Origin of the sequence: Bradyrhizobium sp. URHD0069 (assembly GCF_000701345.1) — a bacterium.
In the GTDB taxonomy this organism is placed as follows: Bacteria; Pseudomonadota; Alphaproteobacteria; order Rhizobiales; family Xanthobacteraceae; genus Bradyrhizobium.
Genome location: NZ_JNIJ01000030.1, coordinates 1 through 26,981, shown reverse-complemented (window position 1 = coordinate 26,981; position 26,981 = coordinate 1). Strand labels below are relative to the sequence as shown.

The window sequence follows — 26,981 nt, the reverse complement described above, 5'->3', positions numbered from 1 at the left end:
CCTCGGGACCAAGTTGCGTGATTGGGATAATCGCATCTTGCGGTTTTAGCCGGTGCAGCAATCATCCTGATCCTCGGAGTCAACTCGCCGTTCACGAATGAGGTTTTCGGATGTGGCTCTGTGGGGAGCTTTGGCGACGCTCCCTCGTCTGGTTAAACTTGCCCGGTCGCAACGCGGCTAAAAATGTGACGCCTATCCATCGAAATACCGCTGATCGCACAGGGGCTCGGGGCCAGTTTATCCTTTTGGTAGCTCGGACTCGCGCTAGTTGGCGTCGCACCGTGCGGGCAGCAGCACTGACGGCGGGATCAGACTGGTGCTATTTTTGAAGTGCAGGAGTCGGAGTGGTGAGCGGCCGTGAACGAAGGTGCGGGAAACCGAGGTGAGTTCCGAGCCGTTGTTTGGCACTGCGCAATGCCAGCACCGCAATAACAGCGTCCACGGCTAACCGGCTAAGACTAGGGAGTTGCAGTGGGTCTTTAACAACTGAACCTCCAATTTTACGCAGTCCAGGCTTACCTGTGGGTCCGATCTTTATGAGCGCTGCTCTCGGAAGTATCCGATGGGCAGGGTTTAGAACAACGCGACAAGCGGCAAAGGGAATTCTGAATTCGGCAGCAATTCGGGCCACGATTTGCGACTCCATATCAGCTGCGACAGCCCCGGTGGTGGCATGGAAGTCCCGTCTCTCCTCAAAACTTGTCATCGGGGAAGCCACTCCAGCAATCGGAGAGTAGCCGGCGCCCGGGATCAGCCGAAGGAGCTCCTCGGCCCAGAGGAAGTCACTTGGATAAGCTTCATCTTTCCCGGCAAACACCGACGAAGCGATGACAACCTTACCTGGTCGGAGCTCCGGATCTAGCCCGCCGCATACGCCAAAGCTTATGATGCCGCGCACACCTTTTCGGATGGCGTCACGCAAAAGAAAGGCGGTCCGGTCACCATCAGCGATCATCGCTGCCATCCCGGCTATTCTGGCCTCAACTGCAAGTCCAACAACGGCGATCAGAGTCTTCAGGTCAGGGGTGCCAGTCTGATCCTCCTCCGCCTCATTTAGGTTCACAAGCAAGGTCATCGTAGGCCTCGATAATTCTGAAACGAGTGTGTTTCCAGTTTCAGTTTTAGCAATAAACTGATTCACGCCGAATTGACCACACCACCCGGAAGCGGGGCCAGGTTTGCTCGACATTGTTGCGCGGGAGCGTGCGGTCGCCTGATCCCTACCCCTATCGCTACTAGGGCTCCTACGGCTATTACCGTCCCTGCGTGTACCCGTACTACCTTACGCGGTGTATCCCCGTTATTACGGCGGGTGGTATCGCCCGTAATGGTAGAGGCCTCAAAGAGGAGGCGCCCGGATTGCTGCGCTGGCTTGTCGGCCCCGGCCCGTAACCGACGGCTACGGCTTTCGTTCCTCGCCGATTTCTGCACAGGAGTATTTTCCAGCATGAAAGAAGCCTCGCGTTCGAAGGCCATTGAAGTGGCCGCCATCCCAGCAAGTGCTCTCGATCGGCGCGGGAAACCGCACGGGCCGTTCCGCCGTCTTCTGCGCGCCTTCATTCATTTCTTCTCCTATCACGTTATCCTCAGCCGCCGAAATGTTCGGACGATCCCGGCGGCAGGCTTCCGTTTGAGCGTCCCGCCCACAGTGTTCCATCCGCGCTTCTTTCTCAGCAGCGAATATTTCGCGGAATTCATCGACCGCCTCGACCTGAGTGGTAAGAGCGTGGCCGATATCGGCACCGGGTCGGGAATCCTGGCTCTCGCGGCGGCGCGCGCCGGTGCCACAAACGTCTTGGCGCTCGACATCAATCCCAATGCAGCGCGTTCAGCCCGACAGAATGCGCAAGCCAACGGCTTTGGCAACTGTGTAACGGCGGTATGCGCGAATCTTCTCGACTCCCTTGCGCCTCGGCCGCTCTTTGACGTGATCCTAGCAAGTCCGCCAAAGCATGCGGGCGAGCCCCGCGATCTCGCCGACCGCGGCTGGCATGCCGGCCCGCAGTATCGGGACTTGGCAGCCCTGTTTGAACAGGCCCACGAGCGCCTTAAGCCTGGCGGCAGCATTTACGTCATGCTGTCGTCGGATTCCGATCTCGACTTGCTCGGGCGGCTGATCAATAAGGCGGGCTTGCGCGCCCGACTCGTCTATGAGCGCTCGTTCTATATCGAGTCGATGGTCCTCTACGAGCTGCGCCCGGCAGCGCAGCATGCGGTTCCTTTGTAACCTGCACAAAGCACCGGCTGAGGCATTTGACCTTACAAGTAAATGGTCTGGACCGGCTCCTCTGGCGCTACCGAAATATATAATCGAATGAGGTTCCCGAATGGCCGCTGATGGCACTTATCTGAAGTCGATGTTTCAGTGAATGTCCGCTTCGCGCCGATAGTGTTGAAAAAGGGTTTTTTGGCTGCCGAGCGAAAATTTTTAGGACCACTGATGCGGTTCGTGCGCGGCGACGTGAGGGAGCACATCGTTACCTACAAAATCGACACGGTTCTTCGCAGCGGCGCTGCAGAGCATTTCAGCGGTAAAGAAGCCTAAGAATCAAATTCCGCGAGATTTTCGGAGTCATTCGATTTTCGACTTTTGCAACAGTATCCGCCAAAAGCGGAAGTCCCCTCCAAGTCAGCTTTTGGACCCCAGAACGGACATCGGCGTTTTGCTTTGTCTTTCCCGCATCGGCCCAATGCAGGTATCGGGAAGCAGCGGGGCGATAGAGACGCGCGCATGCGTTGGCAGGCCGGCTTTGCCGGCGCCGCGTCGGCCCGGGCTCGTCGCCCCGGCCCTCGGGACCCACCAGGCGCTTGTGCGATAGTTCGGAAAAGCGTGGTCAGAATCCGATCAAGTATTCCACATGGAAAATCCGGATGGCCGAAAGATTAAAATCCAATGGCGCGCAAGTTGCGCCGCCGCATCGAATACGGCTGGTTCGGTTCGGGTAAACACCAGGCGCCGGCGCGTTGTTGAAGGAACTGATCATGAGGGCAGGGCAATGATCGGAGCCACGGCGGCGGGGTCGCTAGGAAGCGTTTGTCCTGTTCTTTCGCACGCCTTCTGCTGCCGCCGCGGCCGTTCGCGGCGAGTCGTTCAATTCGGAACTCAAAGGAACTTCCACGATGCGCGCCGATTAGTATTCAGGAACAAATGGAGTAATCAGTGCACGCGCGAGATCGCCAGATTGCAGCGCGGGGTACCGAACGTTCGACAGATGTCGATGCGTTCAAGCTCGCGTCTCTTACCCAAAGGGAGCAGTTCTATTCAAATGTCCTGAGGGATCTCCTCGAATCGGATCTTCCGTTCATGATCGGAGGCGGGTACGCCGTAAATCTTTATACCCACGCGCGGTGCCCGACAAAGGACCTAGATATTTTTACGACTGCCGCGGAATTCCCCCGCCTGCTCTCTCACCTACAGCGGAACAATCGGGTATCGGCGGATGAGAGTTGGCTGGGAAAAGTTCACCGCGGCCGCGATTTCGTTGACATCATCTTTGGTTCCAGCAATGGCGCCGTGCCGGTTCAGGAAGAGTGGTTTCAGTATGCAGCACAGGCTCAAGTGCTCGGGCATTGCGTGCCTGTGATCAACCCCACCGAGCTGATCTGGTCCAAGGCGTTCATCCAGAAGCGGAACCGTCATGATGGCGTCGATATCGTCCATCTCATTCTTAAGCAGCGAGAGGCAATCGATTGGCAGCGCCTGATCATGTACATGAACCCACATTGGGAGATACTGCTTTGTCATCTGCTCACGTTTCGTTGGATCTATCCGAGCGAGCGAGATGCCATTCCAGATTGGCTGCTTGACGATCTTCTTGAACGATTGAGTCGGCAGCGGGAAGGTCCGCCACCGGCGACGAAACTCTGCCGCGGTCGCTTGCTTTCCAGCTCCGATTACCGAGGTGCGACCGAGAAATGGGGCTTTCTGAACGTCGAAGACGAGTGCGGCAATGAACGATGATGCAAGTTCATTCACATTTGCAAGCATCGGCGATCTTCATGTGAAGGATGGGCAGTCGGGCGCGCTTCGTGAATTGTTTCAAGCAATCTCGAAGAGTGCCGGCGCCCTGGTCCTTTGCGGCGACCTCACCGATACCGGAACTCCGGCACAGGCGGAAATCCTCGCTAAAGAGCTGCGTGTCTGCTCTATCCCAGTAATCGGCGTCCTTGGGAACCACGATTACGAGTCGGGACATGCCGACGAGGTGAAACGAATCCTTTGTGACGCGGGCGTACACCTGCTCGATGGCCAAGCAGCCGAAGTTAATGGCGTGGCATTTATTGGTGTGAAGGGCTTTGCCGGCGGATTTGGTCCAAGAATGCTGAGCTCTTTCGGCGAGCCGGCGATCAAGACGTTTGTTGCCGAAGCGATGAATGAAGCGATGCGGCTGGAGAACATCATGCGCACGGTGAACAGCCGGCGCGCCGTCGTGGTCCTTCACTATGCCCCGATTGTCGATACGGTAGAGGGTGAACCTCTCGAAATTTATCCCTTCCTCGGGTGCTCGCGCCTTGCAGAGACCATTGACCGTTTCAAAGTATGCGCCGTCGTGCATGGTCATGCGCATCGCGGGAAGTATGAGGGCCGCACGCCTGCCGGAGCGCGAGTGTACAACGTCGCCATGGGCGTGCAGAAGCCTTCAGGGTTGCCCTATGCGCTCATTTCCGTCTGACGGTGGGAGTTCACCTGAAAGCCCCTTTGCATCGAGCGAGTCGTCTCTGGGCAAAAACGCGGTATCAAAATATCCCGTCGCGGTATCCAAGGAATGTCCGCTTCGCCTCCGACAGCGGCCATTCGCGGATCGAATGTTATGGAACGCCTGCTCCAGATCAGTGTCTGAGTGCAGACAAACAGTTAGACGCAACGCTTGCTAATATCTCTCAGTCCTGCACGTCTCGCTAACTACAGGAGTTGAGGCTGCCGTCCGTTGACATCTTTACCTTGAATACGTAGCGCCGGCCAAAATGCCGGATGTATGCGATACAACGGGGCACTTCCGCGTTTCCGAGCCAAAGCCTTTAATATTTCCATGTCGTAATGCGTGTCATAAATGTAGGTAGGTTTACCATCCGCGTTAGGCAGGCCGAGAAAACCGTAGTACAATAGTAAATCGACAAGCTGCTCCGCCGCTGACGCATCGAGTTGCTTCATCTCTGCCAGAACGATCAGATCATCATGAGAAACGTCAGCAGGCTCGCTCGCAAAATCATAAAGTATCTTGGTTGCCTTTGGAAAAACATCACTAATCTCGCGGTTAATTTCCGTTACCAAATCACGAGAGTACGCGTCCAGCGCGCTTGCTACATCTTCAGCTGTGATCTGATCATGCCCCACATTTACAGCAAATCCCTTGCAGTGCTGGAATAGCTGGATGAGGTTCCTGGGCCGCAGGAGGGACTGATCTAAAAAATTCTCTATGTCAGATTTGAAGCTTCCCGATTGATCAAAAATCCTCGACCAGATTTCAGTGATCGGCTTCCCTTTGAAATTTCGATCTCCAAACTCAAGACGCCGCCGAAGCAATTCGACAAGTTGCCGACGATCAGTCCAATCAAGATTGACCTGCATGTCTTTGCCGTAGTCTGCCGTTCCTGCAATGAGCAATTCATAAACGTCATTACGGATAAAAACGACAGCGCGGAAATTGACCGTCTTTTGAATCAACTCTCGCTTTATCTTTTTTGCAGCATCTACAAGGCATCGAAGAATCGTAATGTCTTCTACCGAGACACCGCCGGTTGACCATCCTTTGTCGAGATTGTCGAACAGTATCCAAACTTCATCCTTATGCTTTAGGTACTCAGTCAACACTGCTTCCAATTTTCGTATGTCGTGAGTATAAACGATCTGCGTTATGTCACCGCTCGTTAGCGTGGCATCTAATTTTATCTTGGCCGCCTCGAATCGCTCGGCGATGCTCCGTGTCAGGACCAGCAACCGTTGAGAGAAATCTCCTGCCACATCTATGTCCGTGGCGCGATAGATTGCCACAAGCTCTTGATAGCTAGCCGCGAGGCGGTGATCGAATTTGTGGCGCGTTTTGTCCGTCTCGACGATACGATGGACAATTTCAAGCAGTACTACGTAATGCCAAAACGAGGTTATCAAATAAGCTTGCGATCCAGCCTTCAGAAATTGCAAGACGAGATCCTTTAGCTGGGTTAGCTGGTAACCCTCGGGCTTTAGGTCCACAACAATATTGTCTTTGTTTGATCGTAGCCTGTCGCGTACTTGAAAGAACAGCGCGGTTTTTCCGGACCCCTTTCTTCCCGTAACCAGGTCTACCTGGCCCTGGAGTGTTCGCCCAAATGCATCGGTTGGAATAAAGTACGATTTCAACGTAGTAAATTCATTCTCCGCCGCAGGATCTCCGATTGAGAGTTTTTGGAGTACGCCCGGCTGCACCGGACTACGTGACGTCAATCTTTCGAATGAATTCTCAACATCAATTCGAAACTTGCCTATCAAGCGATCGATGTCGGTTGGACTTTCATAGTCGGAAGTTGCATCCCGAATATCTAATGGCGCGACAACCTTCGATTGTTTAAGGATCAAGATGGGCCGATCAAGCCCATGCGCTAGCCCCGCCACAAACATGGCTCGATAGTTATGGACATCTGCCCCGACAAACTGGTCCGAAAGGAACGGCACGACAACACCGCTCGAGGATGCCACGCTTTCGATCGCGAACGATGCCGACAATCGGATCGATTCTTCATCGGAGAAGCTCCTATAGAGGCGGAACTCTCTTTTTATCGCGGATACAATCTGACGAACGGCTTCAGATGAACCCGGTATGTCGAGAAAAAACAGCCTCTTTACGGTATCTAAGGGATAATCGACACTTGTTGGCCGGGTGTCGAGAGGTTGCGAAAGATAAGACGCAAGTTCATCAACGGTTCGGTACTCATGACGTCCCAGCGTATCAAAGATACCGATGTCGTTGGAAAGATCAATGTCTCCCTTGAGGCTCGTGTTGCGGATTAGAAGAGCGCGTTTCGATTGACCGATTGCATAGCCAACTTCATAAGTCACATTGAGATTTAAGAACGTAATATCTGCGACCAAAAAAGGAGAGGTCGCTATGTTTTGCAGGATGGGGCCAACTAGCTCTCGCCCTGCAATATCGTTTTTCGTCCAGAGCTGATAGTCAAAGACAGCATGGCGCTACTCCGTTTCGTATGAAACCTTATCGGTCAGCAACTGACTCCATTTCTGCCGAAACGTTATCAGTTACCGAGCTGACTCCATTTGTGTAATTTCCTTATCAGTTGATGGGCATCTTGACGGTGTCAGTGACATCTAATCGCGCATCAACGACGCGCCACCGAAGCCTGCCAGCGTCGTCCAGTCCGTCAATCTTCGTCAGACCGAAATTATAGGACTCGAACGCCAGCACGCATTTCTTAACGATGAACTTCAACCGTCGTCGGAATTGGCTACTGATCGCTTTCTTGAAGTTACGGCCTTCTTCGGCTGAAAGCGAGACTGCCAACTCATAGCGCGATCGAGCTACTATATTCGACCCCCCGCAATCACTCTCGATCCTATCAGTCGGAACCCAGCCAGGTATTGATTGAAAATCGACCTCTGCCACATCATTAAAGAATAGCTGCTTGCAGATTTCAGCGACACGATTGGGATGGTTGAGTATCGCGAACTCTGGTCGCTCATCTAGGATCTCGGCGTCGTTCCAAAGAACGATTTCCAAGATGAGGGGATTGACTTCAAACAGAAAACCGCCGTTTTGGGGTTTAGGTTGATAGAAACTGTCATGCCTTGGCATACGAGCTCCTGCTGTTGGCGTCTATCAGTTCATCCAATTTACAAACTTCATTTTCGCACGACGGGCCGATCAGACTGATGGGCTTTCTTAGCTCTCTTATCGGTTCGGAAGCGGCGCGCCGGGATCCAAATTGGAGGCTCGAGCGATGCATGCTGGTCCCTAGAGAACTCGGATCCCTGGCCGGCGTTACTATCCGTGCAGTAGAATCTACGACGTGTGCAAGGTTCTTAAGGTGCTCCTCCACCCCGTCAGGACAAGAGAAGGACAAACGGACATTCCGAGCTGCTTCCTGATCCAAGTCCTTCAAGAACCGGACCAACTCTGAGACCTCGTTGGCGAGCTCGCGCTCGCGCCCCATAAATCGATGCGGCTTTCTTCTGATTCTGTTCAGCAGTCGAGCAATTCGTGCAGTCGCAACGGCACCGTCTTGGAGTAATTGCGCGGTGTCATAGATCCAATAGTCATCGAGCACCTCGATGGCTTCTTTAACGACTTTTTGCAGCTTTTGACTTTGGTTCTTTCTAGCTTGGTTTCTGTTCACGTTAGGATCATCCTTGTACATTGATCTGTTAGTGCCGCTGATTGCGATCACGAACCTCATTTACAAGACCAGTTTCGGGTGGTGCCAAGTCATCGAACAACAAGAGTCTGACAAAACGCTAGAGATCAAGCGGACTGATAAGCATTCTCTCAAACCTTGTCAGTCTGCGGCACGCGAGATTTCCGTTGCGCGCAGACTCAAATGTTCTAGAATCTGTTTCAAATGATTTGAGCGACATGGCAGGCAAACAGGCCAAGACGCTTTCGACTGATCATATCGACGATCTCTTGTTTTTCGCCGAACGCTCTCGGCATCCACTCCGCAACCGTCTGATCGTTCTACTCTCGGTGAAGGCTGGCCTTCGCGCGGCCGAGATCGCCAAGCTGAGCTGGGACATGGTGCTTGCGCCCAGCGGCGAAGTGAGCCAAGTCCTGGAGCTCCACGACAACATTGCGAAGAAAGGCGGCGGCAGAGTGATCCCGCTGCATCAGGACTTGCGCGAGGCGCTCACGCTTCTTCGAAAATCGTGCTCCGGCGACGGGCCGGTGGTTTGTTCCGAGCGTGGCGGCCCGATGACGCCACTGAGCATCGTGGTTTGGTTTAGCCGCGCTTACAACGCGCTCGGCTTTGAGGGTTGTTCATCTCACTCTGGCCGTCGCACATTTATCACGCGTGCAGCGCGACTGGTTCACAAGGCGGGCGGCTCTCTCAGAGACGTCCAACTTCTCGCAGGCCATCGATCCATTCAAACGACGCAAAAGTATATCGATGGAGATAGTGACGTTCAGAGGAGGTTGATATCCCTGCTCTGACAAGAACCATCGCGAATAGCCTTCTCGATCCCGAACCAAACCACGAACCGCTGGTTCGCAAGGTGGGCTTGGTGCATGCCGCAGACTTGATCCTGACGATCTGCGAAGTCGCAGGATCAGCGACCTTTCTGGATGACATTGTGCGCGACGCGCAGACCAGCGGCTTGTCCACCGCGATAGCGGCCCGTGACACCTCCAGATTATTCGATGTGATCCTGACCGCCTTTTGCTACCAGGGCATCTCAGATGCCGTAGCCCGTGACTATATGCGCCGGCATGGCTCGGCAAGTTGGCGCCAGATCAAAGAAAACATGGCGTTAAAACCAGCCTGCCCTCGCCTTAAGACTTACTGGCATTACGACCAATGCCGGTATGACAAAGGCAGCGGATCCTGCTCCGAGCCGGAGCATATTGGCGCCTGTCCTCTGCCGACCCACCGGCTCCGGAATGGTCGGCTGAACCAAACGGCCTACAGCTTTTATCTGTTCACCCGCGACATCGCCGAGAACGATCTCTTGGGCTGGATCGACCACCAGCTTTCCAGAGTCGCCACCCAAGCATCAGACCTGTCACACGAGTTAGAGCTGCAAGAAGCTTTGATCGGACCGTTGCGCCACGTCTATGGCGTTTCCGACAAGACCCTGGCCATGACGCTGTCCGAACTGCTGATGGGTGCTCAGAAGGTTCGACCCCATTGGTTTGCGGTCGGCAAGGCCATGATTGCCGTGGACACCCTGGTGCACAATTTTTTGCACCGAACCGGCGTCCTCACCAAATGTAATGCCGATCATGCCTACGGCCCTGGATGCTACAAACCAGGCGGCTGTGCCGATATCCTCAGGTCAGTGGCAGACCTGATCGATGCGCGCCGGTTCAATCCGGCCTTTCCGAGGGTTTTTCCGCGGTTCGTACAGCACGCAATTTGGCAATACTGCGCGGCTGACGGCCTCGATATCTGCAATGGCAATCGTATCGATGACCGCAGTGGTTGTACCCAGCATTACTGTAATATCTTCGACAAATGCAGCAAAACGCGGCTAAAGACAGCGTAATTAGAAGATTTAATCAAGTACATCTTTGTATATTATGACGTATTAAAGATTAAATATCTAACATATTTTAGGCATAATTATATTGCAGGCTAATTGCTGGCGGAGATTTCAATCTAACCTAGGGGTTACTTCCATGATTGTGCCAAAACCGCCCGACCCAAGGGTCGAACCTACACATCTTCAAGCATTCGCAAGGGAGCCATTTCGGCTCCCTTTTGCTTTTCAGGAGGGTTTCATGACCAAGAAAGCGCTGAAGAAAACAGAGCAAAAACCAGCAAGCGTCATTCCGGCGTTCGTCTTCGGACTTGATGAGAATGGCAAGCCCCGAGGAGCCAAGTTTCTGCAAGGTCTCAAAGACAACATCGCAGCCGCCGCCATCGATATGAAGTTCAACCTGGTGCACGACCACTCGGCGGAGTTTACGGCGCTCGGTATGAAGCTGCCCATCGGTCGCATCTACGGCAGCGGCCGGTCGTTCATTCCACCGATCCGACGCGACCTCTACGAGAAGCTAAAGGCCGCCCAGAGCCGTCCGGCCGAGCGCATCGAGGGCGGCGTGCCGATCAACATCAAGAGCGACAAAATCGGTGAGACGGTCAGCGATGTGGAACTCGGCATTGCAATAGCTAACAACCTGCCCCGTGACTGGCAGGCCATCGAACCCGGCAACCTGATCATCGCGCAATCGAGCCACATCGAGGGCTGGTGGGAAGCCATCGTGGTCGAGCGGGCGGTTGACATCTTGACGCTGCGCTGGCGCGACTATCCCGACGAGGGAACGGTTCAGCGCCACGTCGGCACGGTCGCCCTGATCAATCCCGGCACTGCCTAATCACCACTACCGGCCCGGAAAACACCTCCGGGCCGATTTCTTTGATTCGCCCTGCAACCCGCTGGGACCGTCGATCACCTTCGACTTCCCATCATCATTTGCAACCAGGAGATCACCATGACCGCAACCACCGATCGAATACGTGCGCTCAACGACGAACTTCGTCAGCACCTGCTTAGCGGCGGTGCCGTGATGACGCCCGGCGTCGCAGCTCTCGGCCGTGAGGCCGTCCAACGCATCGTCCAGATCATCGCCACTTACGACGACTTTTGCCAGGACAACGACCCGCATGGCGAACACGACTTCGGTACCTTTGATTTTGACGGTGCGAGCATCATGTTCAAGATCGACTATTACGACAGAACCCTGACCTTCCATTCCCCCGATCCGGCTGATCCCACCGTCACCGAACGCGTCATCACCATCATGCTGGCGGAAGAATACTGATTTGCGCTTTACCAATGATACTGGAACGAGCTCTTAGGGGCGACCTGTCTTAGGCAGGTCACCCTCGTTTTTACCCACGAGCGAGGCCCGTTGCTGATCTCGTAGCGACCGCGTTCGCCCTGTAGATTTCCGGATTTGCTCATTTCGTCTGTCACTCTTTTCTCGGATCTCACACGCGGTGCCGCTTTTGCCTTGCGAATTCCCACCGCAGTTCATCCGATCGTGGCGAGCTGACGCTCATCAGCGCCTCCTCTTGTTGGTTCACGAAATTCCTTGAGCATCTCCCCGGTTCTCCAGTTGCGACAACGAATTGATCACCGCCGCGAATGCGACAGCCTGATACAATTACAAGATCGATTTCAGGCAGATTTGGTCGCCGAAAGGATGGTATTTTCGCCTGAGGCGAAATGACCGTCTCCTAGCTGTTCGGCTCCACGAGCCCAAACACCCGTCATTCACGGTCGCCGGCGCCCTCATTTACCATGCTTTCACTACCGCGAGGGCATTGATCCCGTTGGCCCACCGGCCCCATGTGCGCAGCGGTTGAGCTAAATGCCAATGCAAACCGGATAGTAATTTTCGGCCGAGGCGAAAACACTAATTTGACATGTCGTTTAATCGAAAAGGAAATCGATATGTCCACCGCATCAAAAACCCTCGTCGAACAGTTCCCTGAACTGGAAGCCGTTCAATTGGCCGCGACACATGTTCGCCGAACCAAAGCCCGTTTCGCTTTTTATAAGTACCTCAGAGCCGTCTATCGCGTTGTTTGGCGGTGGGGATTATCGAAGCGCCGCAAAACAACGGCACTGGCAAAGATCGTTGGTAAACCGAGCCGAATTGATCTGCAGCCATCAAGAGTCATCATTGATGCGACCTACCCATCGCTTGAGGCGAAAATGGCGAGCCGTTGGACCCGCGCGTTGGAATACGCATTTTCGCGGGACATACCGCCTTCCCGGCTAGTTTATTTTTTCAAACAGCCGGGTGGTGTGGCCAACTGCGCTCGCCATGCTGCCAACACTGACCCTAAGACAACCCGCCCGGAACCTTACGAGTTTTGGATTGATGGATGATCCGTACCAGCGAAGACCATGAGTCGCGCATGAACTGACCCGGCTAGTCTTTGCGACGATTGCCAGCCAGCGTTACTGTTATGCCAAAACGCTGGCTGGCTAGGTCTGATTCCCTACCGGATTTCTCGCACGCCAACCGAACGCCGGGCCAGCATTGTTGGTCTGTCGCTAGAGCTCTAATTCGAGTCTCTTTATTATGTGCTTCAGCTGCCTAATTGCATCGCGCGGTTCGCAGCAAGCTCCCAACGCAACTACTACTCCGGACGTCACCCACATGTCATCGCCGTCGTCCGTAAGGCTCTCGAGTTGATAGTTGTAGTCTTTTAATTTCTGAACGTCGTTGCCGTTGGTAATATAAACCGTGGAGTTTGCGTAAAAAGTCGTAACACCTCTAAAGGCTTTAAGCATAGGTTCCTCGCTGGTTGAACATGACAATCAATCCACCCCGGTCAGTATTGGTTTCTGCTTGGGGCAGCGTCCGCCGTGAAGCGACCGAATATTTTACAAGTTTGTTTTCGGTTGGCGCGAACGCTTCTCCCGAAAGTTCCCACGAACATCCTTCAGTGGACCGTAGATCCGCTCCGTTTGCCCACGCCTAAAACTGCATTTGTTGCCCGCGCCATCGCACTGAATCAACATTTTACAAGTTCGAAATGGACAGGTCGGCTTTGAGTGACTTCTCTTAAAGAGAAGTCACCTTTCGCATGCGCGCCCGGGAACGATGCGGACAAAAACGGAAATGGGTTTACTCCACAGGCACCTTTTTCAGGAGAAAAGCGCCCTGCGCTTTGGAGCGGCAAACGGAAACCACGGTATCACGCCAGTTCTTCTGCATCGAAAACGTGGAAGGTTGATTCTTAGGGGCTTTCGCTTCTAAGCACACTCTCAATCTCCGGAGCTTATTTAACTCGCGGTTCTCGTCTTCCAATCAGCTTGCGGACTTCGGAGATATTGTCGAAATTGCACTTAGGAGAATTTTGCATTCTGAAGTTCTCAAGGGTGAGCAATTTGCACACCTTTAACTAGTGGGCCTCTCTTGTAAGCACACAGCTCCTCTCTAAAACTGCAATTAAAGGCCATAATTGGCCGTTTATAGGGAATAATCGACGAATTAGCCGAATTCCCAATCATGTAAATGACCTCGTAACTCATGAAACGAGGTCGAAATGTCGAATTTCTTTGGTGCAACTAAAATCGCGGATAATGAAGAACATTATCGGAGCTCTCTGATTGATGCATTTGAAACAGCCCGAAATGCAGGCACTGTTTCTCCTATATGGCGACGGATCATCCGTAGAGATCACATCGCAAACCCATCAGCTGCAAATCCGGCAAGTCGGCGGGATTGGGCTACAACTTTCAGCGATATAGTTGAAGATCAGTTCTGTACTGGAGACCTTCGTCGTCAGCCAAGCCTATTTTTTGTCACCCTTATTGATCGCGATTGGCTGACACCAGTGGCTTCTGCAGTTGATCTGGTGCAGATGAAACGCAAGATCCGAACTGTCACTGGCGGACGTTCGTGCATCTTCGTAATTGAACCGGGCTACTACGCAAATATACAGAATTCGCTGTTTCCGGACACCACCTGCATCTCTTGGCATGTGCACGGGTTGATGTGGGATACCAACGCTGATGGCATGCAGGCGCTGGTTGACGGTCTCAATCGTTCTGCAAAGTACGGGACAATGATCCCAACTCGGACTCCGGCGCACTTTGTTGCCGTAAAACAGCGGCACCTCCCGACGTTTGTCGGTTACATGTTAAAGCCGCCGGCGAACGCCTATCGTGTGTTTTGCCACCGTAAGAGGCAGCAAGAGCGGGAGCGAGCACTCGGCATCGACGTTCCAGCTTTTTACGTACAGCGGAAGCAACCTCTGCGACCGGGCGAACGTGTTCGCCTTTTCCACGCCCTTAAAGATATTGATCCGCTCGATCTTCTCGTCGGCGGCGGTGACGGCCGTCAGCTAACGCAGGCTGTCCGTTCGCGATTACGGTAGCGACCTTCTTTCCATTTCAGGGATTTGCGCGCTGGGAGAGTTCTCAGCTCATTACGTATGGGTGATTTCATGAATTATCTATCAGACCTTGATGCCGATCAACGCCGCGCGGTTCTGCATACGACACATCGAAGCAAAGGTAATCGCCCACTAATCGTTTGTGCTGGTCCAGGCGCAGGAAAGACGCACTTGCTGGCTTCGTGCGTTGGCCACGCGATTTGGATTGGTGTTGAACCTTCAAAAATTCTGTTGCTAGCGTTCGGCAGAAAGGCGACACGTGAACTTCGGCAGCGGCTAGCCGGGCTTCGAGAACATGCAATAAATTGCGATGACGTTAGCTGTACCACTTTTCATAGCCTGGCTCTAACCATCGTCCGGGAATTCTACGGGGACTGCGGACTGGGATCGAACTTCACGATCGCTAGTGGTGACGCAGTCGACACGCTGTTAACTCAGGCGCGGCAAAAGCTTTCGTCAAAAGATCGAGAACAACTTCGGGGCCTTTCTGTATCGGAGCTGAAACGTGTATTTACTTATCGGATTAATAGTTGCCGTAAACTCGCCGTGGTACTCAAACGGACCGCACCAAAGTACGAGCCCGCAGCAGGCTCGGTTCGTGCTCTCTATCGAAAATACCAACGGCTGAAGGGTCAGAATAATGTCATCGATTTCGACGATCTGCTTCGGTTGTGCCTGATACTACTTCGTCAGCACAAAGCCGGAGATCAACTTCGGAGAAGGTACGCGCGTATTTTCGTTGACGAGTATCAGGATACGAGTCGAATACAGGCGTTGATTTTGCAACAGCTTCGGCCTTCTGGCAAAGGCGTTACCGTTGTAGGTGATAGCAGACAGGCTATCTTCTCCTTTCGTGGCGCCAACGTCCGCAGTCTGAAACAAGCAAAGAACCTGTTCTTACGACCGGCCTGCACAATCCGTCTGACCGAGAATTATCGCTCCCAAGCGCGCACCGTTGCTGCATGCAATGCGCTCATGGAGGACAAGGGCGCACCAATGCGTGCGATCCGGCCCAAGGGCAAGTGGCCACTCATCCGACATGTGCCGGACGGACCTCATCAGGCAAGGCAGGTCGCCGCTGCGATTAAGCGATCTCGTCGTGCCGGTGTGCCGCTTCGAGAACAGGCAGTTCTCGTTCGGACAATTGTCGAAGCGGATCTGCTAGAAGAGGAACTTGAACGATTGGGCATACCGTTTGCAAAAAACGGCGGCCCGCAACTCTCGAACTCGCAGGCGATGAGTTCTTTCAGTCGGACCGTCCGTTGGCTCCTGAACCCCCTAGATTTCATATCCGGCCTATCCGTTGTTCGGCTAGTTCTCGGTATCGGCGCAACAAAGGCGAGCATGATCTGCGAGGCTGCAAAGAATGTTGGTGTGGAGGAGGTAGATCAACATGTCCGCATCCCGGCTACAAGCCGACCCGCTTGGAATGTCCTCGTGTCGATTGGCAGAGAGATCCGCAAACGAAACAGCCCAAGAAGGCAGGTGATCCAGAAAATCATAGCTTGGCTGGAAACGGCAAAAGCCCTCGGTTTCTCAAAGGAAGAAAAGGGCATTCTGTTCGAAAGTGCCGTGCAAAGCGACGATTGGCTAAATTATTTAGACCGGCTTGCCTTGGCCGATGATGACGATAACGAGATCCATCAAGCCGACGTTGTCACCATCTCAACGATCCACTCGGCGAAAGGTCGGCAATGGCAAGTTGTCAGGATATTAGACGTCGTAAACGGCATGATCCCACCCCACCGAGTCACGTCGCGCGCGGAGGTCAACGAGGAGAGAAGGCTACTATTCGTTGCCATGAGCCGGGCAAAGAACCAACTCGAAATGTTCGCTCCGATGCTCCTTCACCCGGACGGTCATGGATTGGGTTATCGTTCGGATCTCAGCCTTAGCCCGTTTATCCGGGGCGCAGTCGCGGCACGCTGTAAGCGGGGGTAACTTCATCTTCGAACGTGAGCCGACACGTTCGGCGTGTCCGTGTAGTAAGTCAGTGACGCGCTACAGGTAAGCTCTGATCCCTTTGCATGCTTCCACACAGAAAAATCCGGTGTCCCATTAGGACCGGTATCAAATCCCTAGGTGCATCAGGATTGCGTACAACGGGTCGCTTTAGGATGTCATGAAACCGCTGAATTTTCGTTTGTTCAACTCGCGCCGACTGCCGGCCATGCAATTGATTGAGCATAAGGTTTGCGTAGAATTTCTTCACATTTCACAAGCCGTAACTTTACGAGCATCCGCCTGCGCGATCTCGTGCGAGACCGCAAAAGCAAGACGCTATTTCATGAATATTCATCGATCGATCTGCGACATCTTGGACGGTGTAGAAAAGCTTTGCGCTGTTGCGCGCCAGCTGACACGCAGAGTTGAGCCAATTTATGACCGCTATCTGCGATGCCCGAGGCTAATTCCTAGCTTCAACGCCTTTTGGCGCAATGAGCCTTCCGTTCTCTTTGTCAGCTTCATGATTTTGACTAATGGCGTTCTGGCTTTTGAATGAGCTCGCAATTCCTTCACGTCGGCCTTCGTATATTCACGCCGAACGATCTTCTTCTTTGATTTCTTGGCCCCTTCTAACTCCATTTGATTCGAGCGGGCGGTCTAACACAGTTGCGCCGGATGTGGCGATCTGGCCAACGGCGGCGAGTCTTGTTCCGCGAGCGACGTTGCGGGAATGGCGGGCGTCCTGCCCCTTCATCTTAATTTCACCAGCGATGGAAAGTGTTTCAATCCGCCCTTCGCGGGGGACGACATTCTTCGCTACCCCTACCCATCCATCCGCCATCCGGATATCTCTTCTAAATGAACATTGACGAAGAGGGGGCACCGCCACGCGAATATTGAATTTCGCAGAGGTACATCGACGCCGATCCGGATGCTCAGGTTATAGTCGTCGGTATGGTCTAGCGGCACGTCCGGTATCAGGGTCCAGCCGCTAGGGGAATCGGTGGTGAAGAAATTCGCAGTAGGCATGATTGGAGAGACAGCCGTGTTGATCGCATCCGAGGCCGCAGCTCAAGACTTTGTAATCGAGGAGACGACCGTCGCCGGCATTCGGCAGGCGCTGCAGACCAATGCCAGGACGTGCCGCCAGATCGTCCAGGCCTATCTCGATCGGATTGCCGCATACGATCACAAAGGTCCAGCGTTCAATTCGATTCTGACGCTGAATCCGAAGGCTCTTGCGGAGGCGGACCGGCTCGACGCCGAACGAGCGACTGGAGCGCCCGTAGGACCGCTGCATTGTGTGCCGCTGGTGCTCAAGGACAACTACAACACCGCCGATCTGCCGACCACGGGTGGCTCGGCGTCGCTTGCCGGAATGCAGCCCTCGGCGGATGCCTTCGTGGTCGCCAAGCTGCGTAAGGCTGGCGCGATTATCCTCGGCAAGTCCAACATGCACGAATTCGCGCTATCAGGCACGACAGTGAGCTCACTCGGTGGCCAGACGCTTAATCCCTATGACCTCACGCGAACGCCCGGAGGCTCGAGCGGCGGAACGGGTACGGCGGTGGCCGCAAACCTGGCACTCGCGGGCACCGGCAGCGACACGGTGAACTCGATCCGGTCGCCAGCTTCGGCCAATGCCCTGGTCGGTATTCGTCCGACCAAGAGTCTTTTGAGCCGTGCCGGGATCATGCCGGTCTCTGAAACCCAGGACGCGATCGGGCCAATCACGCGCACAGTTGCGGACGCGGCGCGGCTTCTGGAGGTCATGGCTGGGTACGATCAGAACGATCCCTCGACGGCATGGAGCTTCGGCAACACACCAACCAGCTATGTCCAATTCCTCAAACCGGATGGCTTGCGCGGCGCCCGCATTGGGCTCCTGAAGACACTGCTCGGGAGCGGTCCCGAGCACCAGGAGGTGAACAGCGTGATCGCCGCGGCAATGGTTGCTTTGAAGAGCGCGGGAGCCGAGTTAATCGAGCTTGACGCGCCTGCTCTGGATGCCAGCAAACTCAATGCCGACAATGACGTCCAGAAGTATGAGTTCAAGACGCTGTTGAACGCCTATCTCGCTGCTATCCCCAATGCGCCAGCAAAGTCACTCGCCGAGATCATCGCGTCCGGCAAGTTTCACAAGCCTTCGCTGGAGAAATTCCTGTCCAGCGCGGAAAGCTTCGCGAACGGCTTGGAGGAGCCGGACTACAAGGAACGGCTGCTTCGAAACCAGCGCACGAGGCAGGTACTGATTTCGGTTTTCGCCGAGCACAAACTCGACGCTCTGGTCTATCCACTCCAGAAGCGGCTGGTCGTGCCGTTGACCGAACTTAATCAAGCCGACCGCAACGGTATTCTCGCCTCAGTTACTGGGTTTCCGGCCATCACAGTACCAGCTGGTTTCTCTCCGCCGACCGCCACAGCCCCGCTGGGCGTGCCGGTCGGAATGGATATTCTGGGAAAGCCCTGGAGCGAGGGGCGCTTGATCGAGCTGGCTTATAGCTTCGAGCAGGAGGTCCACGTTCGCAAGCCGCCGAGCAGTGCGCCCGCGCTGCTCCGGCAGTGATTGTTCCTGCTCGGCGCAGGCTCTCCGGATCCTATCGCCATGCCGCAAGCTTTCTATTTTCATCTCGAGGGTCTAACTTTAGTCCGAGATAAGCATGGCCAAAAACTGCCGGATCCTAAACACGCCAACGATCACAGCGGGGCGACCGTATCCAAAACGCGCATGGAGTACGCGACCCCGGTGTCGTTGTTGTCGTGGTCGACGAACGGGACGCTGAGATTCATCGAGAGCCCGTCTTTCCAAAAAAGGTCATAGCGTTATTGTGATCGAAGAGCACAATGCAAAACTCTGGACCCGCACAGTCAGGCGTTAAATAGCCAAATCTGCGTCGCCGGGCTTTGTGGCGCAAGCTGGCTCGGTGGACCAATCAGTACCACCCGCGCTTTATGCTGGCCCCGAGCATCTCATCGTAAAGATCGATGCGGCGGTCGCGCAGAGGCTGATTGAAGTTGTTCAGCACGCGCTTCCGGCGGGCATCCGACAGGTTCAGTTCGGCGTAGATGATTTCCTCTTCAGTTTTGCTCGCAGGACCCGCGAGCGGGAACCCTGTATGGCTGACGATCAGACTGCATCAGGGCTGGTCGCGCTCCAAGCCCACGCGGTCGGCCGCGGCGACATACATGCTGTTGGAATGTGCGCCGCCCATCGCGAGGATATTCGCCATGACTAGCGTGTTCGTGGGCTGGTCTGGCATGGGAACCCAGTTGGTTGGCACGCAAAGAATGTCTGCGCCTTGCAGCGCCGCCAGCCGATAGGTTTCCGGAAACCAGCCATCGTAGCAGATCGCCACCGCCATTCGGCCGAACTCAGTCTTCCATACGGGGACGCCGAGATCGCCGGGTTCGAAGAAGAGGTTCTCCGCGCCCCATAGATGCACCTTTCGATAGGTGCCGATGAAGCCGTCTGGCCCGACGATCGCGGCGCTGTTGTAGAGCGCGTCGCCCGCTCGCTCGCAGATGCCGGCAACGATCACGGCGCCGTGCCGGCGGGCCGCTTCCAGCCATACCTCAGACGTCGGCCCATTAGGCACCGGCTCGGCCAGCGTGAAAGCCTCGTGCCGCGATGCAAAGACATAGCCGGAATTGCACAGCTCGGGGAGCACGATCAGCCGCGCGCCCTTGCCTGCTGCCTCGGCGATCTTGTCCAACGAGTGCGCCACATTGGCTTTCTTCTCGCCGATCTTCGGCTCCATCTGGATACAGGCGACCGTGATCGGGCTTTCAGCTTGCATGGCACAACTCCGTTGCGATCTCAAAGTTTGGGGTGCATGTCTTTCCAGCCATGCCCGCGCTCATACGCATCAGCGGCGCGGATCAGGGTCATCTCGTCGAAGGGGCGGCCCGCGAGTTGCAGGCCGGTGGGCAGTCCGGTGCTATCGAACCCGCAGGGCAGGGATATCGCAGGCAACCCAGCCAAATTCCAAGGATAGGTCAGCCGCCACGAAGCTGCGAGCACGCTCTCGTCCTGCGCTCCGATGCGAACCGTCCATTTCCCGATCGGCCATGCGGTGAGTGGGCAGGTGGGCCCGATAATCACGTCCACGTCGGCAAAGACCTTGGCGAGATCATCGATCAGCACACGGCGGAGCTGTTCGGCTTTGAGGTAATCCGGCCCGGTGACCAAGCGGCCCATCTCAACCAGCGTGCGCACGTCGTTGGTGAAGCCGGTCACCGCTCCGCTGGCCAGATTGCGGCTGTGGTAGGCAGTAGAGGAGGACAGCTCGATCGCAAAGATCGCGCCAAGACCAAAGGCAAGGATCGGCAGGTCGAATTCAACGAGCTGGGCCCCGGCGTCGCGGTAGAAACGGATCGCGGCCTCGATGGCCGCATCGACATCGGGCTGATTGTTGTCGAACATGTGGTTGCGGCAGATGCCGACCCGAAGATCGGTGATGGGCTGGCCAAGCGCCGCCGTAAAATCCGGAACGTCGGTGCGCGCCGAGCCCGGATCTTTCGGATCGTGACCGGAAATAGCGTTGAGGGCATAGACGCTGTCAGCGACAGTATAGGAGAGCGGCCCGGCATGGTCGAGCGACCAGCTATGGGGAACGATGCCGGCGCGGCTCACTCCTAACACGAACGCATATGCCGACCTAGATGGGATCGGCATAGCGCAAATCAGAGCAAGTACACAAAAGCGCGGCGAACCCTAGTCGAGGTTCGCCAAGTTAGATGAAGATTCTGCAACATCACCAATCGTCTTCGTCGTTGCGCAAATTACCCGTCCTCCCATTTAGTTTCTTGACTCGACTGATCTCGATTGTCGCCGGTTGCAGACCGACAAGCGTGCCATAGATTTTGACACGAGACCCAGCTGGAAATTCGGCCAGCGCATCGCGATCCGACAGTCTAATCAGCACTGCCATTGTCACTTTCCGATCATTCCGCCTTATCGCCCGCGACGACTCGGCGGTGACACCGAAGTCACCGTGCTGAGGTGTGCCATCATTGTGTCCATGGCGGGTGCGGTCCAATGTCGGCTCTTCTGACCTAGGGACTTCCTTTGGACGGCGTGGTTTTTGCGCGGCCGCCTGCTTGAGAACCGCTTCGATCCCGCCACGCGACTGAATTTCAGCGGCAATCTTCGCAATCTTGATTCCTTGATCATGCAGAAACTCGATCACGCGCCCGCGTTTCCAGGCCAATTTCCTTCCCGACTCTGTTTTGACACCCATGACGTAAGCCATCACTTCCGTCACTACCTTCAACGCCGCCGTGCCCTTCGCAGCGACTTTTAGTTTTGCGCGGCGAATAAACTTCCGCTGTAACTCCTTATCCCTGCGCAACAGCAGCACGATGAGCCAGGCTTTGGCCATAAAACCGTAGACCTGTTCGCGATACCCGCGAAAAGCGGCATTCACTTCATCCCTTAACGAATCTAGGACTTGGAGACAGTTTTTGGCAGTAACTACTTGCTTCATTGTTCCGACCTTCCTTTTAGAGTTGAGAAGGTCCGACTTCGCAGTCATTGAATCGCGACAAAAGAACAAAAATGACAAAAATTAAGTCTCGTGCTGACCCTCAAGATGCTTTGCAAAAGCCCATGCTTCTTTCAAAAAATCCCTGGCGCTGGACTCGCCAGGCCAACCGCTCGTGTCAACGCCCTTTTTCTTGGCTAACTCAAGAACGGTTGCTTGGATGTTGGTCCTTTTCGTACTCGTGCTAGTTTTTTCGGCGATACAATAGCCCAATACGTGTGCCGCAAATCCAACCCATTTCGGACTCTCTGTATTGCCACTGCCACGTTTCGTCGTTTTCGCTGCCGGATCAGAAGCGCCGCTTTTTTCCAGAAACTTTTGCCAAACCCTGAAAGGGATCTCTGGCTCGTAGCCAGAAGCGGCGGCAGTCATAAAACTGGTCAATGCCCGCGTTGTTGCTTCCGGGACAGCATTGGCCCTTTCAACAAAAATTCCAGCGATCTGTTCTGCGAATTCACGAGGTTTGATCTTGTATATCCCAGGGTGGCTCTCGTTCTGCAAAATGTCTTTAAATCGGTTCGTTTCGACGTGACGCCAATAGTCATTTGAAATTTCGACCCACGACTCACGATCGGATGTCACATAAAATCCTGCTGACAGTTCACCCGTCCGCAGTTTCTTTAAGAGCACATTGTAAGCATTGCTGTTCGAAATACTTACGTGCGGATTCAATTTCTGCAGCTTTTTTCCGGCTTCACGCAGAGCGACGCTGTCGCTCGGGATCAACTGTCCATCCTGCTTGGCACCGGATTTCTGTCTTTTCTGTTCTTTTGTCGGCCTAACCCCCACCGTATTTTTCATAGGCTGTTCTCCCTGTTGTTAACGCTCACCTCAAACTAAGAGCCGCCGAGCTCTCGGATCAAGAGGAATCCAAAATGGGCCGCTCTCTTTCTAAGGTCCGCGCAACGACCTTGCCACGTCCTGGGTTGTCCCGCGGGAAAATTCCGATGTATCTCGGTATTGAGGTCAGCTGGTTAAGTGCTAGCCAGTGCGCTCATACGCGGATCGACGTGCCGTCATGAGCCGGAGTCGCGCATCGACGATCCCATCTGGCGCATGGCCCCGCAGGATGGCTGCGGATATGGCCGCCGGGTATTGCGGGGAATCGACAGTAGAAGCATTTCTCAAACGGGTGGGAGTGGATTATCCTCAGCCCCGTGTCTGCGAAGGAAGGCGACGGCTTTGGCTCAGGGACGATCTGGACACCGCAATACTCCCACCGGAGTTGGTTCCAATCACCGATATCGCAGGGGATATGTGACCGTGAAGTTGCCCCGCCACATGATTTACAAAAAATTGGCTTCCGGACACGTTGCCTACTATTACAACATCCCATCCCGTTATCGCGCCATGAAGTGTCCAGTGTCCAACGAGCCTCTTGGAACGGACTATGCCATCGCCAGCAAACGCGCCACCACGCTCAACGGTCTTTTCGACGAATGGGGGGCATCCCGCAAAGGACTGCCTGTAACAGGCGCCTCAACACCGCTTATCGGAACGGTTGATTGGTTATTCAGCGAATACAAACAAAGCAAGGCATTCACTGAAAAAGTAGCAGCCCGTTCGCGGAAGAACTATGAGTGGGCCATGGCCGAAATCGGCAATGTCTTGACTAAAAGTGGTCACCGGATCGGAAGCCGTCCCATCAAATCAATCACGCCACGCGGCGCGGATAAGATTTACGACAGGCTTACAATGGGGATAAAGGGCCAACGACTCCGCACGGCAGAAAAGATTGTGATGTTGTGTCGGAAGGCGTGGCGCGTTGTCCATCGCCTCTATCCTCACGAGTTCGACAGAGACCTTCCAAATCCGTGGGTTGGGGTCACTATGAAAACCCGTGTTAAGCTGACGAAGCCTGCTGTCACCCGCGAGCAGGTGTATGAGTTCGCCAAGGGATGCATCGAACGCCACGAGCCAGAATGCGCAGCGGCCGCGGTGATATGCTTCGAATGGCTTCAGCGACCGGAGAATGTCATCGCCGGCCACATCAAATGGTCCGGGTACCGGACCGGGCCGAAACCGTCGATCCAGATTGAGCATCACAAGACGGGCGCGATTGTAAACCACCCCCTTGAGGAAAAGGTGGAGGATGGCTCGGTCGTGAAATTTTACGCCGACGCCGAAGCGGTCCTCTCTCATCTATCGCGCCGCGGTTTGCCGATGATCTTACGCGAAATCGAAGACGGTAAGGCGAAGCCGTATTCATTTTCGGGGATGCAGAAGATCGTTCAGCGGATGCGTAACGAAATCGGATTGCCGGTCGAATTCACATTGGACGCCTGCCGACATGGGGGGATGACGGAGCTCGAGGAATCCGATCTGACCGATGGTCAGGGCCGAGCCCTATCGGCTCACCGCACTCACCAAAGCTATGCCGGATATGCCAAGCGGACTGAGGCACGGATCCTATCGGCGACGAGGAAACGCCATGCACATCGGCTGGCGAACCAAATGGCAACATCGGTTCAGAATGAGCCGGTCGACGGCATTCAGAATGAAAATTCCGGAAATGCAAGAAGTGCTTGATTGATGGGCTATATGTTGGCTGGGGCGGGAGGATTCGAACCTCCGTATGGTGGAATCAAAATCCACTGCCTTACCACTTGGCGACGCCCCAATAGCTGTTTTCGGAAAGCGGCGGACGATAGCCGCGCGGATTCCTTCAGGCAACGTGGGTCTATAGAGAGAGTTAAGCCATTTCAACAGGCTGGAACCTGAATTCGCACCTAATCAAACCCCAGGTTCTATCGCTCTAGAATAAGGCGTCTCTCGGCGCCAACCGGGCTCCGTTTCGCCTGAAATGCCCTGCCTCGCTGGCCCCGGACGGCTCGACCAGCGCGCTAAGAGAGTTGAGAGAACAGCGGTTTCGTGGGAAGACGGCAGCCTCCACTCCATTCGCGAGACCACGGTCATGACCTACCGCGCGCCGATCAACGATATGCTGCTCGCCCTCAATCATGGCGCCGGCCTGCAGGCCGCCGTGAAGGCCGGTCATTACGGCGATTTCGACAGCGACATCGCCGCCGCCGTGCTGGAGGAAGCCGGCAAGTTCGCCGGCGACGTCCTGGCGCCGCTCAATCGCGTTGGCGACGAACACGGGATCAAGCTCGAGGCAGACAAGGTCACCACCGCGCCCGGCTGGCCCGATGCGTACCAGCGCTGGGCGGCTGCGGGGTGGAACGCGGTGTCGGGCCCGGAGGCGTTTGGCGGCCAGGGGCTTCCGCTCGCGATCAACGCGGCCTGCACCGAAATCTGGAGCGCGTCGAATATCGCGTTCGGCCTCTGCCCGCTGTTGACGCTGAGTGCGATCGAGGCGCTCGACGCGCACGGCAGCGACGAGCTTAAAGGCATCTATCTCGAAAAGCTGATCTCCGGCGCGTGGACCGGCACCATGCAGCTTACCGAGCCTCAGGCCGGATCGGATGTCGGCGCACTGCGTACCCGTGCCGAACGCGCGCCCGATGGCAGCTATCGCATCAAGGGCACCAAGATCTTCATCACCTATGGCGATCACGACATGACCGACAACATCGTGCATTTCGTGCTGGCGCGATTGCCCGATGCGCCCGCGGGCACCAAGGGCATTTCGCTGTTTCTGATCCCGAAATTCCTGGTCAATGCCGATGGCTCGCTCGGCGCGCGCAACGACATTTACGCCAGCGGCGTCGAGCACAAGCTCGGCATGCATGCGTCTCCGACGTGCACCATGACGATGGGCGACAAGGGCGGCGCGATCGGTTACCTGATCGGCGAAGAAAATCGCGGCATGCAGTGCATGTTCACGATGATGAATCAGGCGCGGCTCGCCGTCGGACTGGAGGGCGTCGGCATTGCCGACCGCGCCTATCAGCAGGCGCTGGCCTTCGCGCAGGAACGCCGCCAGGGCCGCACCATCGGCAAGGCGGACAATGGCGCCGACCCCATCATCGTGCATCCCGACGTCAAGCGGATGCTGATGCAGATGCGCGCGCTCACCGCGGCGGCGCGTACGATCTGCTACGCCACCGCGGTCGCGCTCGATGTTTCCGTGCGCGCGACTGACGCGAAGGTGCGCGGTGACGCCGCCGCCCGCGGCGCGCTATTGACCCCGATCGCGAAAGCGTTCTCCACCGACATCGGCAATGAGGTCACTTCGCTCGGCGTGCAAGTCCACGGCGGCATGGGATTTATCGAGGAAACCGGCGCCGCGCAGCATTATCGCGATGCGCGCATCACCGCGATCTACGAGGGCACCAACGGCATCCAGTCGATCGATCTCGTCACGCGCAAACTGGCCGCGAATGGCGGCGCGTCGGTCTGGGCCTTGCTCGACGAACTCACAGGTATCGTCAAACGGGTCGAGGCATCGAACGATCCGGCGTTCGGCACCACCGGCGCCAAACTGCGCGACGCCTTGGGATCGCTCGAGCGCACCAGCCGATGGCTATTGGAGCGCGTCACCTCGGCGCCGAACGACGCGCTGGCGGGCGCGACGCCTTATCTGCGGCTGTTCGGATCGACGCTTGGCGGCTGCATGCTGGCCGGTGAAGCGCTCGCGGCGCGCGATCTCGGCGAAGGCGCCGGCGATCCGCAGCGCTACGTCACGCTGGCGCGATTCTTTGCCGAAAACATCTCAGTGCAGGCGTCCTCGCTGGAGCGGACCGTAATCGACAGCGCGGAAGCCGTGAACGGCGCGGATGCGGTGTTGCTGGGGTAGGACATCGTTCGCGTAGACAGTTCTGGATTGCTTCGTCGCTGCGCTTCTCGCAATGACGTTGACTGCGATTCCAGTCCACTTCTCGATTCAGTTTTCAAACAGCGAAAGAAGACACTGGTCCGCGATCTCGCGGCGCGATGCGCCCGAGTTGTGCTGGAATTTTTCGCCCATGAAAACAGAGGGCGTGGGGAATGCCGGGTGCACGGTGCACCCGCAGCCCGTGTGCA

The 26,981-nt window shown here is 55.5% G+C and carries 23 protein-coding genes, 1 tRNA gene and 1 pseudogene; 15 read left to right on the top strand and 10 right to left on the bottom strand.

Going from position 1 to position 26,981, the window contains the following annotated elements; translation table 11 throughout:
- Positions 1 to 319: 319 nt before the first annotated feature.
- Entirely contained in the window at positions 320 to 1,075 is a 756-nt protein-coding gene (locus N554_RS0118885) for a phosphorylase family protein (RefSeq protein WP_051677562.1), read from the bottom strand.
- Between the two features lie 372 nt (positions 1,076 to 1,447).
- Here N554_RS0118885 and N554_RS0118880 point away from each other — a divergent pair, with 372 nt between their 5' ends.
- The 4 genes from N554_RS0118880 (at position 1,448) to N554_RS0118865 (ending at position 4,673) form a co-directional block, all read left to right on the top strand.
- Positions 1,448 to 2,227 carry a 50S ribosomal protein L11 methyltransferase gene (locus N554_RS0118880; protein WP_051677561.1) on the top strand — a complete coding sequence of 260 codons (780 nt, stop codon included), beginning with the start codon at positions 1,448 to 1,450 and terminating at the stop codon, positions 2,225 to 2,227.
- A gap of 138 nt (positions 2,228 to 2,365) precedes the next feature.
- Positions 2,366 to 2,545: a hypothetical protein gene (locus N554_RS36045; protein ID WP_036053567.1), complete on the top strand. Its 180-nt coding sequence runs from the start codon at positions 2,366 to 2,368 to the stop codon at positions 2,543 to 2,545.
- A 615-nt stretch (positions 2,546 to 3,160) separates the two neighbouring features.
- Positions 3,161 to 3,961 (top strand): hypothetical protein, encoded by an 801-nt coding sequence (locus N554_RS0118870; protein WP_197033632.1) that lies wholly within the window; start codon positions 3,161 to 3,163, stop codon positions 3,959 to 3,961.
- The gene (locus N554_RS0118865; RefSeq protein ID WP_029584890.1) at positions 3,951 to 4,673 is read left to right on the top strand and encodes a metallophosphoesterase family protein; all 723 of its coding nucleotides are present in this window, start codon (positions 3,951 to 3,953) and stop codon (positions 4,671 to 4,673) included. The genes N554_RS0118870 and N554_RS0118865 overlap by 11 nt, the downstream gene beginning before the upstream one ends.
- Positions 4,674 to 4,903: 230 nt before the next feature.
- On the opposite strand, the gene N554_RS41055 is transcribed toward N554_RS0118865, so the two are convergent.
- From N554_RS41055 to N554_RS0118850, 3 genes are all read right to left on the bottom strand, one after another.
- Positions 4,904 to 7,069: a P-loop ATPase, Sll1717 family gene (locus tag N554_RS41055; RefSeq protein WP_197033630.1), complete on the bottom strand. Its 2,166-nt coding sequence runs from the start codon at positions 7,067 to 7,069 to the stop codon at positions 4,904 to 4,906.
- 199 nt (positions 7,070 to 7,268) lie between these two features.
- Positions 7,269 to 7,787, bottom strand: a complete 519-nt coding sequence (locus tag N554_RS0118855; RefSeq protein ID WP_029584888.1) for a hypothetical protein — start codon at positions 7,785 to 7,787, stop codon at positions 7,269 to 7,271.
- Positions 7,774 to 8,328, bottom strand: a complete 555-nt coding sequence (locus tag N554_RS0118850) for a hypothetical protein (protein ID WP_156041984.1) — start codon at positions 8,326 to 8,328, stop codon at positions 7,774 to 7,776. Before N554_RS0118850 ends, N554_RS0118855 begins: the two co-directional genes overlap by 14 nt.
- A gap of 236 nt (positions 8,329 to 8,564) precedes the next feature.
- On the opposite strand from N554_RS0118850, the gene N554_RS0118845 reads away from it, so the two are divergent.
- The 8 genes from N554_RS0118845 (at position 8,565) to N554_RS41050 (ending at position 17,068) form a co-directional block, all read left to right on the top strand.
- Positions 8,565 to 9,140, top strand: coding sequence for a tyrosine-type recombinase/integrase (locus N554_RS0118845; protein WP_029584886.1), 576 nt, complete (start codon positions 8,565 to 8,567; stop codon positions 9,138 to 9,140).
- A 71-nt stretch (positions 9,141 to 9,211) separates the two neighbouring features.
- Positions 9,212 to 10,192, top strand: coding sequence for a hypothetical protein (locus N554_RS40080; RefSeq protein WP_245283646.1), 981 nt, complete (start codon positions 9,212 to 9,214; stop codon positions 10,190 to 10,192).
- A 235-nt stretch (positions 10,193 to 10,427) separates the two neighbouring features.
- Entirely contained in the window at positions 10,428 to 11,024 is a 597-nt protein-coding gene (locus tag N554_RS36040; RefSeq protein WP_036053564.1) for a hypothetical protein, read from the top strand.
- Between the two features lie 117 nt (positions 11,025 to 11,141).
- A complete protein-coding gene (locus tag N554_RS0118830) occupies positions 11,142 to 11,471 on the top strand; it encodes a DUF3768 domain-containing protein (RefSeq protein WP_029584883.1) in 330 nt (109 codons plus the stop codon).
- Between the two features lie 635 nt (positions 11,472 to 12,106).
- The gene (locus tag N554_RS40075) at positions 12,107 to 12,547 is read left to right on the top strand and encodes a hypothetical protein (protein ID WP_156041983.1); all 441 of its coding nucleotides are present in this window, start codon (positions 12,107 to 12,109) and stop codon (positions 12,545 to 12,547) included.
- 1,166 nt (positions 12,548 to 13,713) lie between these two features.
- Positions 13,714 to 14,547, top strand: a complete 834-nt coding sequence (locus tag N554_RS40070; RefSeq protein WP_156041982.1) for a hypothetical protein — start codon at positions 13,714 to 13,716, stop codon at positions 14,545 to 14,547.
- A gap of 69 nt (positions 14,548 to 14,616) precedes the next feature.
- Positions 14,617 to 16,506 (top strand): ATP-dependent helicase, encoded by a 1,890-nt coding sequence (locus tag N554_RS0118810; RefSeq protein ID WP_197033628.1) that lies wholly within the window; start codon positions 14,617 to 14,619, stop codon positions 16,504 to 16,506.
- A 181-nt stretch (positions 16,507 to 16,687) separates the two neighbouring features.
- Entirely contained in the window at positions 16,688 to 17,068 is a 381-nt protein-coding gene (locus N554_RS41050) for a hypothetical protein (protein WP_029584879.1), read from the top strand.
- A gap of 33 nt (positions 17,069 to 17,101) precedes the next feature.
- Here N554_RS41050 and N554_RS41045 read toward each other — a convergent pair whose 3' ends face one another.
- On the bottom strand, positions 17,102 to 17,353 hold the full coding sequence (locus N554_RS41045; protein ID WP_197033626.1) for a hypothetical protein: 252 nt from the start codon (positions 17,351 to 17,353) through the stop codon (positions 17,102 to 17,104).
- 204 nt (positions 17,354 to 17,557) lie between these two features.
- Between N554_RS41045 and N554_RS0118800 the strand changes: the two genes are divergently transcribed.
- The gene (locus N554_RS0118800; RefSeq protein WP_029584878.1) at positions 17,558 to 19,078 is read left to right on the top strand and encodes an amidase family protein; all 1,521 of its coding nucleotides are present in this window, start codon (positions 17,558 to 17,560) and stop codon (positions 19,076 to 19,078) included.
- Between the two features lie 367 nt (positions 19,079 to 19,445).
- Here the strand turns inward: N554_RS0118800 and N554_RS36035 are convergent.
- From N554_RS36035 to N554_RS0118775, 4 genes and pseudogenes are all read right to left on the bottom strand, one after another.
- Positions 19,446 to 20,309, bottom strand: a pseudogene (locus tag N554_RS36035) (nitrilase family protein).
- 20 nt (positions 20,310 to 20,329) lie between these two features.
- Positions 20,330 to 21,145 (bottom strand): amidase, encoded by an 816-nt coding sequence (locus N554_RS0118785; protein ID WP_051677558.1) that lies wholly within the window; start codon positions 21,143 to 21,145, stop codon positions 20,330 to 20,332.
- 121 nt (positions 21,146 to 21,266) lie between these two features.
- Positions 21,267 to 21,998 carry a hypothetical protein gene (locus N554_RS0118780; protein ID WP_156041981.1) on the bottom strand — a complete coding sequence of 244 codons (732 nt, stop codon included), beginning with the start codon at positions 21,996 to 21,998 and terminating at the stop codon, positions 21,267 to 21,269.
- Positions 21,999 to 22,079: 81 nt separating this feature from the next.
- Positions 22,080 to 22,856 carry a hypothetical protein gene (locus N554_RS0118775; protein ID WP_029584875.1) on the bottom strand — a complete coding sequence of 259 codons (777 nt, stop codon included), beginning with the start codon at positions 22,854 to 22,856 and terminating at the stop codon, positions 22,080 to 22,082.
- Between the two features lie 462 nt (positions 22,857 to 23,318).
- Here N554_RS0118775 and N554_RS0118770 point away from each other — a divergent pair, with 462 nt between their 5' ends.
- Positions 23,319 to 24,584 (top strand): hypothetical protein, encoded by a 1,266-nt coding sequence (locus tag N554_RS0118770; protein WP_156041980.1) that lies wholly within the window; start codon positions 23,319 to 23,321, stop codon positions 24,582 to 24,584.
- A gap of 16 nt (positions 24,585 to 24,600) precedes the next feature.
- Here the strand turns inward: N554_RS0118770 and N554_RS0118765 are convergent.
- A tRNA-Gln gene (locus N554_RS0118765) sits at positions 24,601 to 24,675 on the bottom strand.
- A 294-nt stretch (positions 24,676 to 24,969) separates the two neighbouring features.
- Between N554_RS0118765 and N554_RS0118760 the strand changes: the two genes are divergently transcribed.
- On the top strand, positions 24,970 to 26,754 hold the full coding sequence (locus tag N554_RS0118760; protein ID WP_029584873.1) for an acyl-CoA dehydrogenase: 1,785 nt from the start codon (positions 24,970 to 24,972) through the stop codon (positions 26,752 to 26,754).
- The last annotated feature ends 227 nt before the right edge of the window (positions 26,755 to 26,981 follow it).

What these genes read in the sequence shown, in the direction of transcription:
- N554_RS0118885 (WP_051677562.1), bottom strand. Translation starts at nt 1,075, where the DNA reads ATGACCTTGCTTGTGAACCTAAATGAGGCGGAGGAGGATCAGACTGGC.
- N554_RS0118880 (WP_051677561.1), top strand. Translation starts at nt 1,448, where the DNA reads ATGAAAGAAGCCTCGCGTTCGAAGGCCATTGAAGTGGCCGCCATCCCA.
- N554_RS0118865 (WP_029584890.1), top strand. Translation starts at nt 3,951, where the DNA reads ATGAACGATGATGCAAGTTCATTCACATTTGCAAGCATCGGCGATCTT.
- N554_RS0118855 (WP_029584888.1), bottom strand. Translation starts at nt 7,787, where the DNA reads ATGCCAAGGCATGACAGTTTCTATCAACCTAAACCCCAAAACGGCGGT.
- N554_RS0118845 (WP_029584886.1), top strand. Translation starts at nt 8,565, where the DNA reads ATGGCAGGCAAACAGGCCAAGACGCTTTCGACTGATCATATCGACGAT.
- N554_RS36040 (WP_036053564.1), top strand. Translation starts at nt 10,428, where the DNA reads ATGACCAAGAAAGCGCTGAAGAAAACAGAGCAAAAACCAGCAAGCGTC.
- N554_RS0118830 (WP_029584883.1), top strand. Translation starts at nt 11,142, where the DNA reads ATGACCGCAACCACCGATCGAATACGTGCGCTCAACGACGAACTTCGT.
- N554_RS40075 (WP_156041983.1), top strand. Translation starts at nt 12,107, where the DNA reads ATGTCCACCGCATCAAAAACCCTCGTCGAACAGTTCCCTGAACTGGAA.
- N554_RS40070 (WP_156041982.1), top strand. Translation starts at nt 13,714, where the DNA reads ATGTCGAATTTCTTTGGTGCAACTAAAATCGCGGATAATGAAGAACAT.
- N554_RS0118810 (WP_197033628.1), top strand. Translation starts at nt 14,617, where the DNA reads ATGAATTATCTATCAGACCTTGATGCCGATCAACGCCGCGCGGTTCTG.
- N554_RS41050 (WP_029584879.1), top strand. Translation starts at nt 16,688, where the DNA reads ATGAAACCGCTGAATTTTCGTTTGTTCAACTCGCGCCGACTGCCGGCC.
- N554_RS41045 (WP_197033626.1), bottom strand. Translation starts at nt 17,353, where the DNA reads ATGGCGGATGGATGGGTAGGGGTAGCGAAGAATGTCGTCCCCCGCGAA.
- N554_RS0118780 (WP_156041981.1), bottom strand. Translation starts at nt 21,998, where the DNA reads ATGAAGCAAGTAGTTACTGCCAAAAACTGTCTCCAAGTCCTAGATTCG.
- N554_RS0118775 (WP_029584875.1), bottom strand. Translation starts at nt 22,856, where the DNA reads ATGAAAAATACGGTGGGGGTTAGGCCGACAAAAGAACAGAAAAGACAG.
- N554_RS0118760 (WP_029584873.1), top strand. Translation starts at nt 24,970, where the DNA reads ATGACCTACCGCGCGCCGATCAACGATATGCTGCTCGCCCTCAATCAT.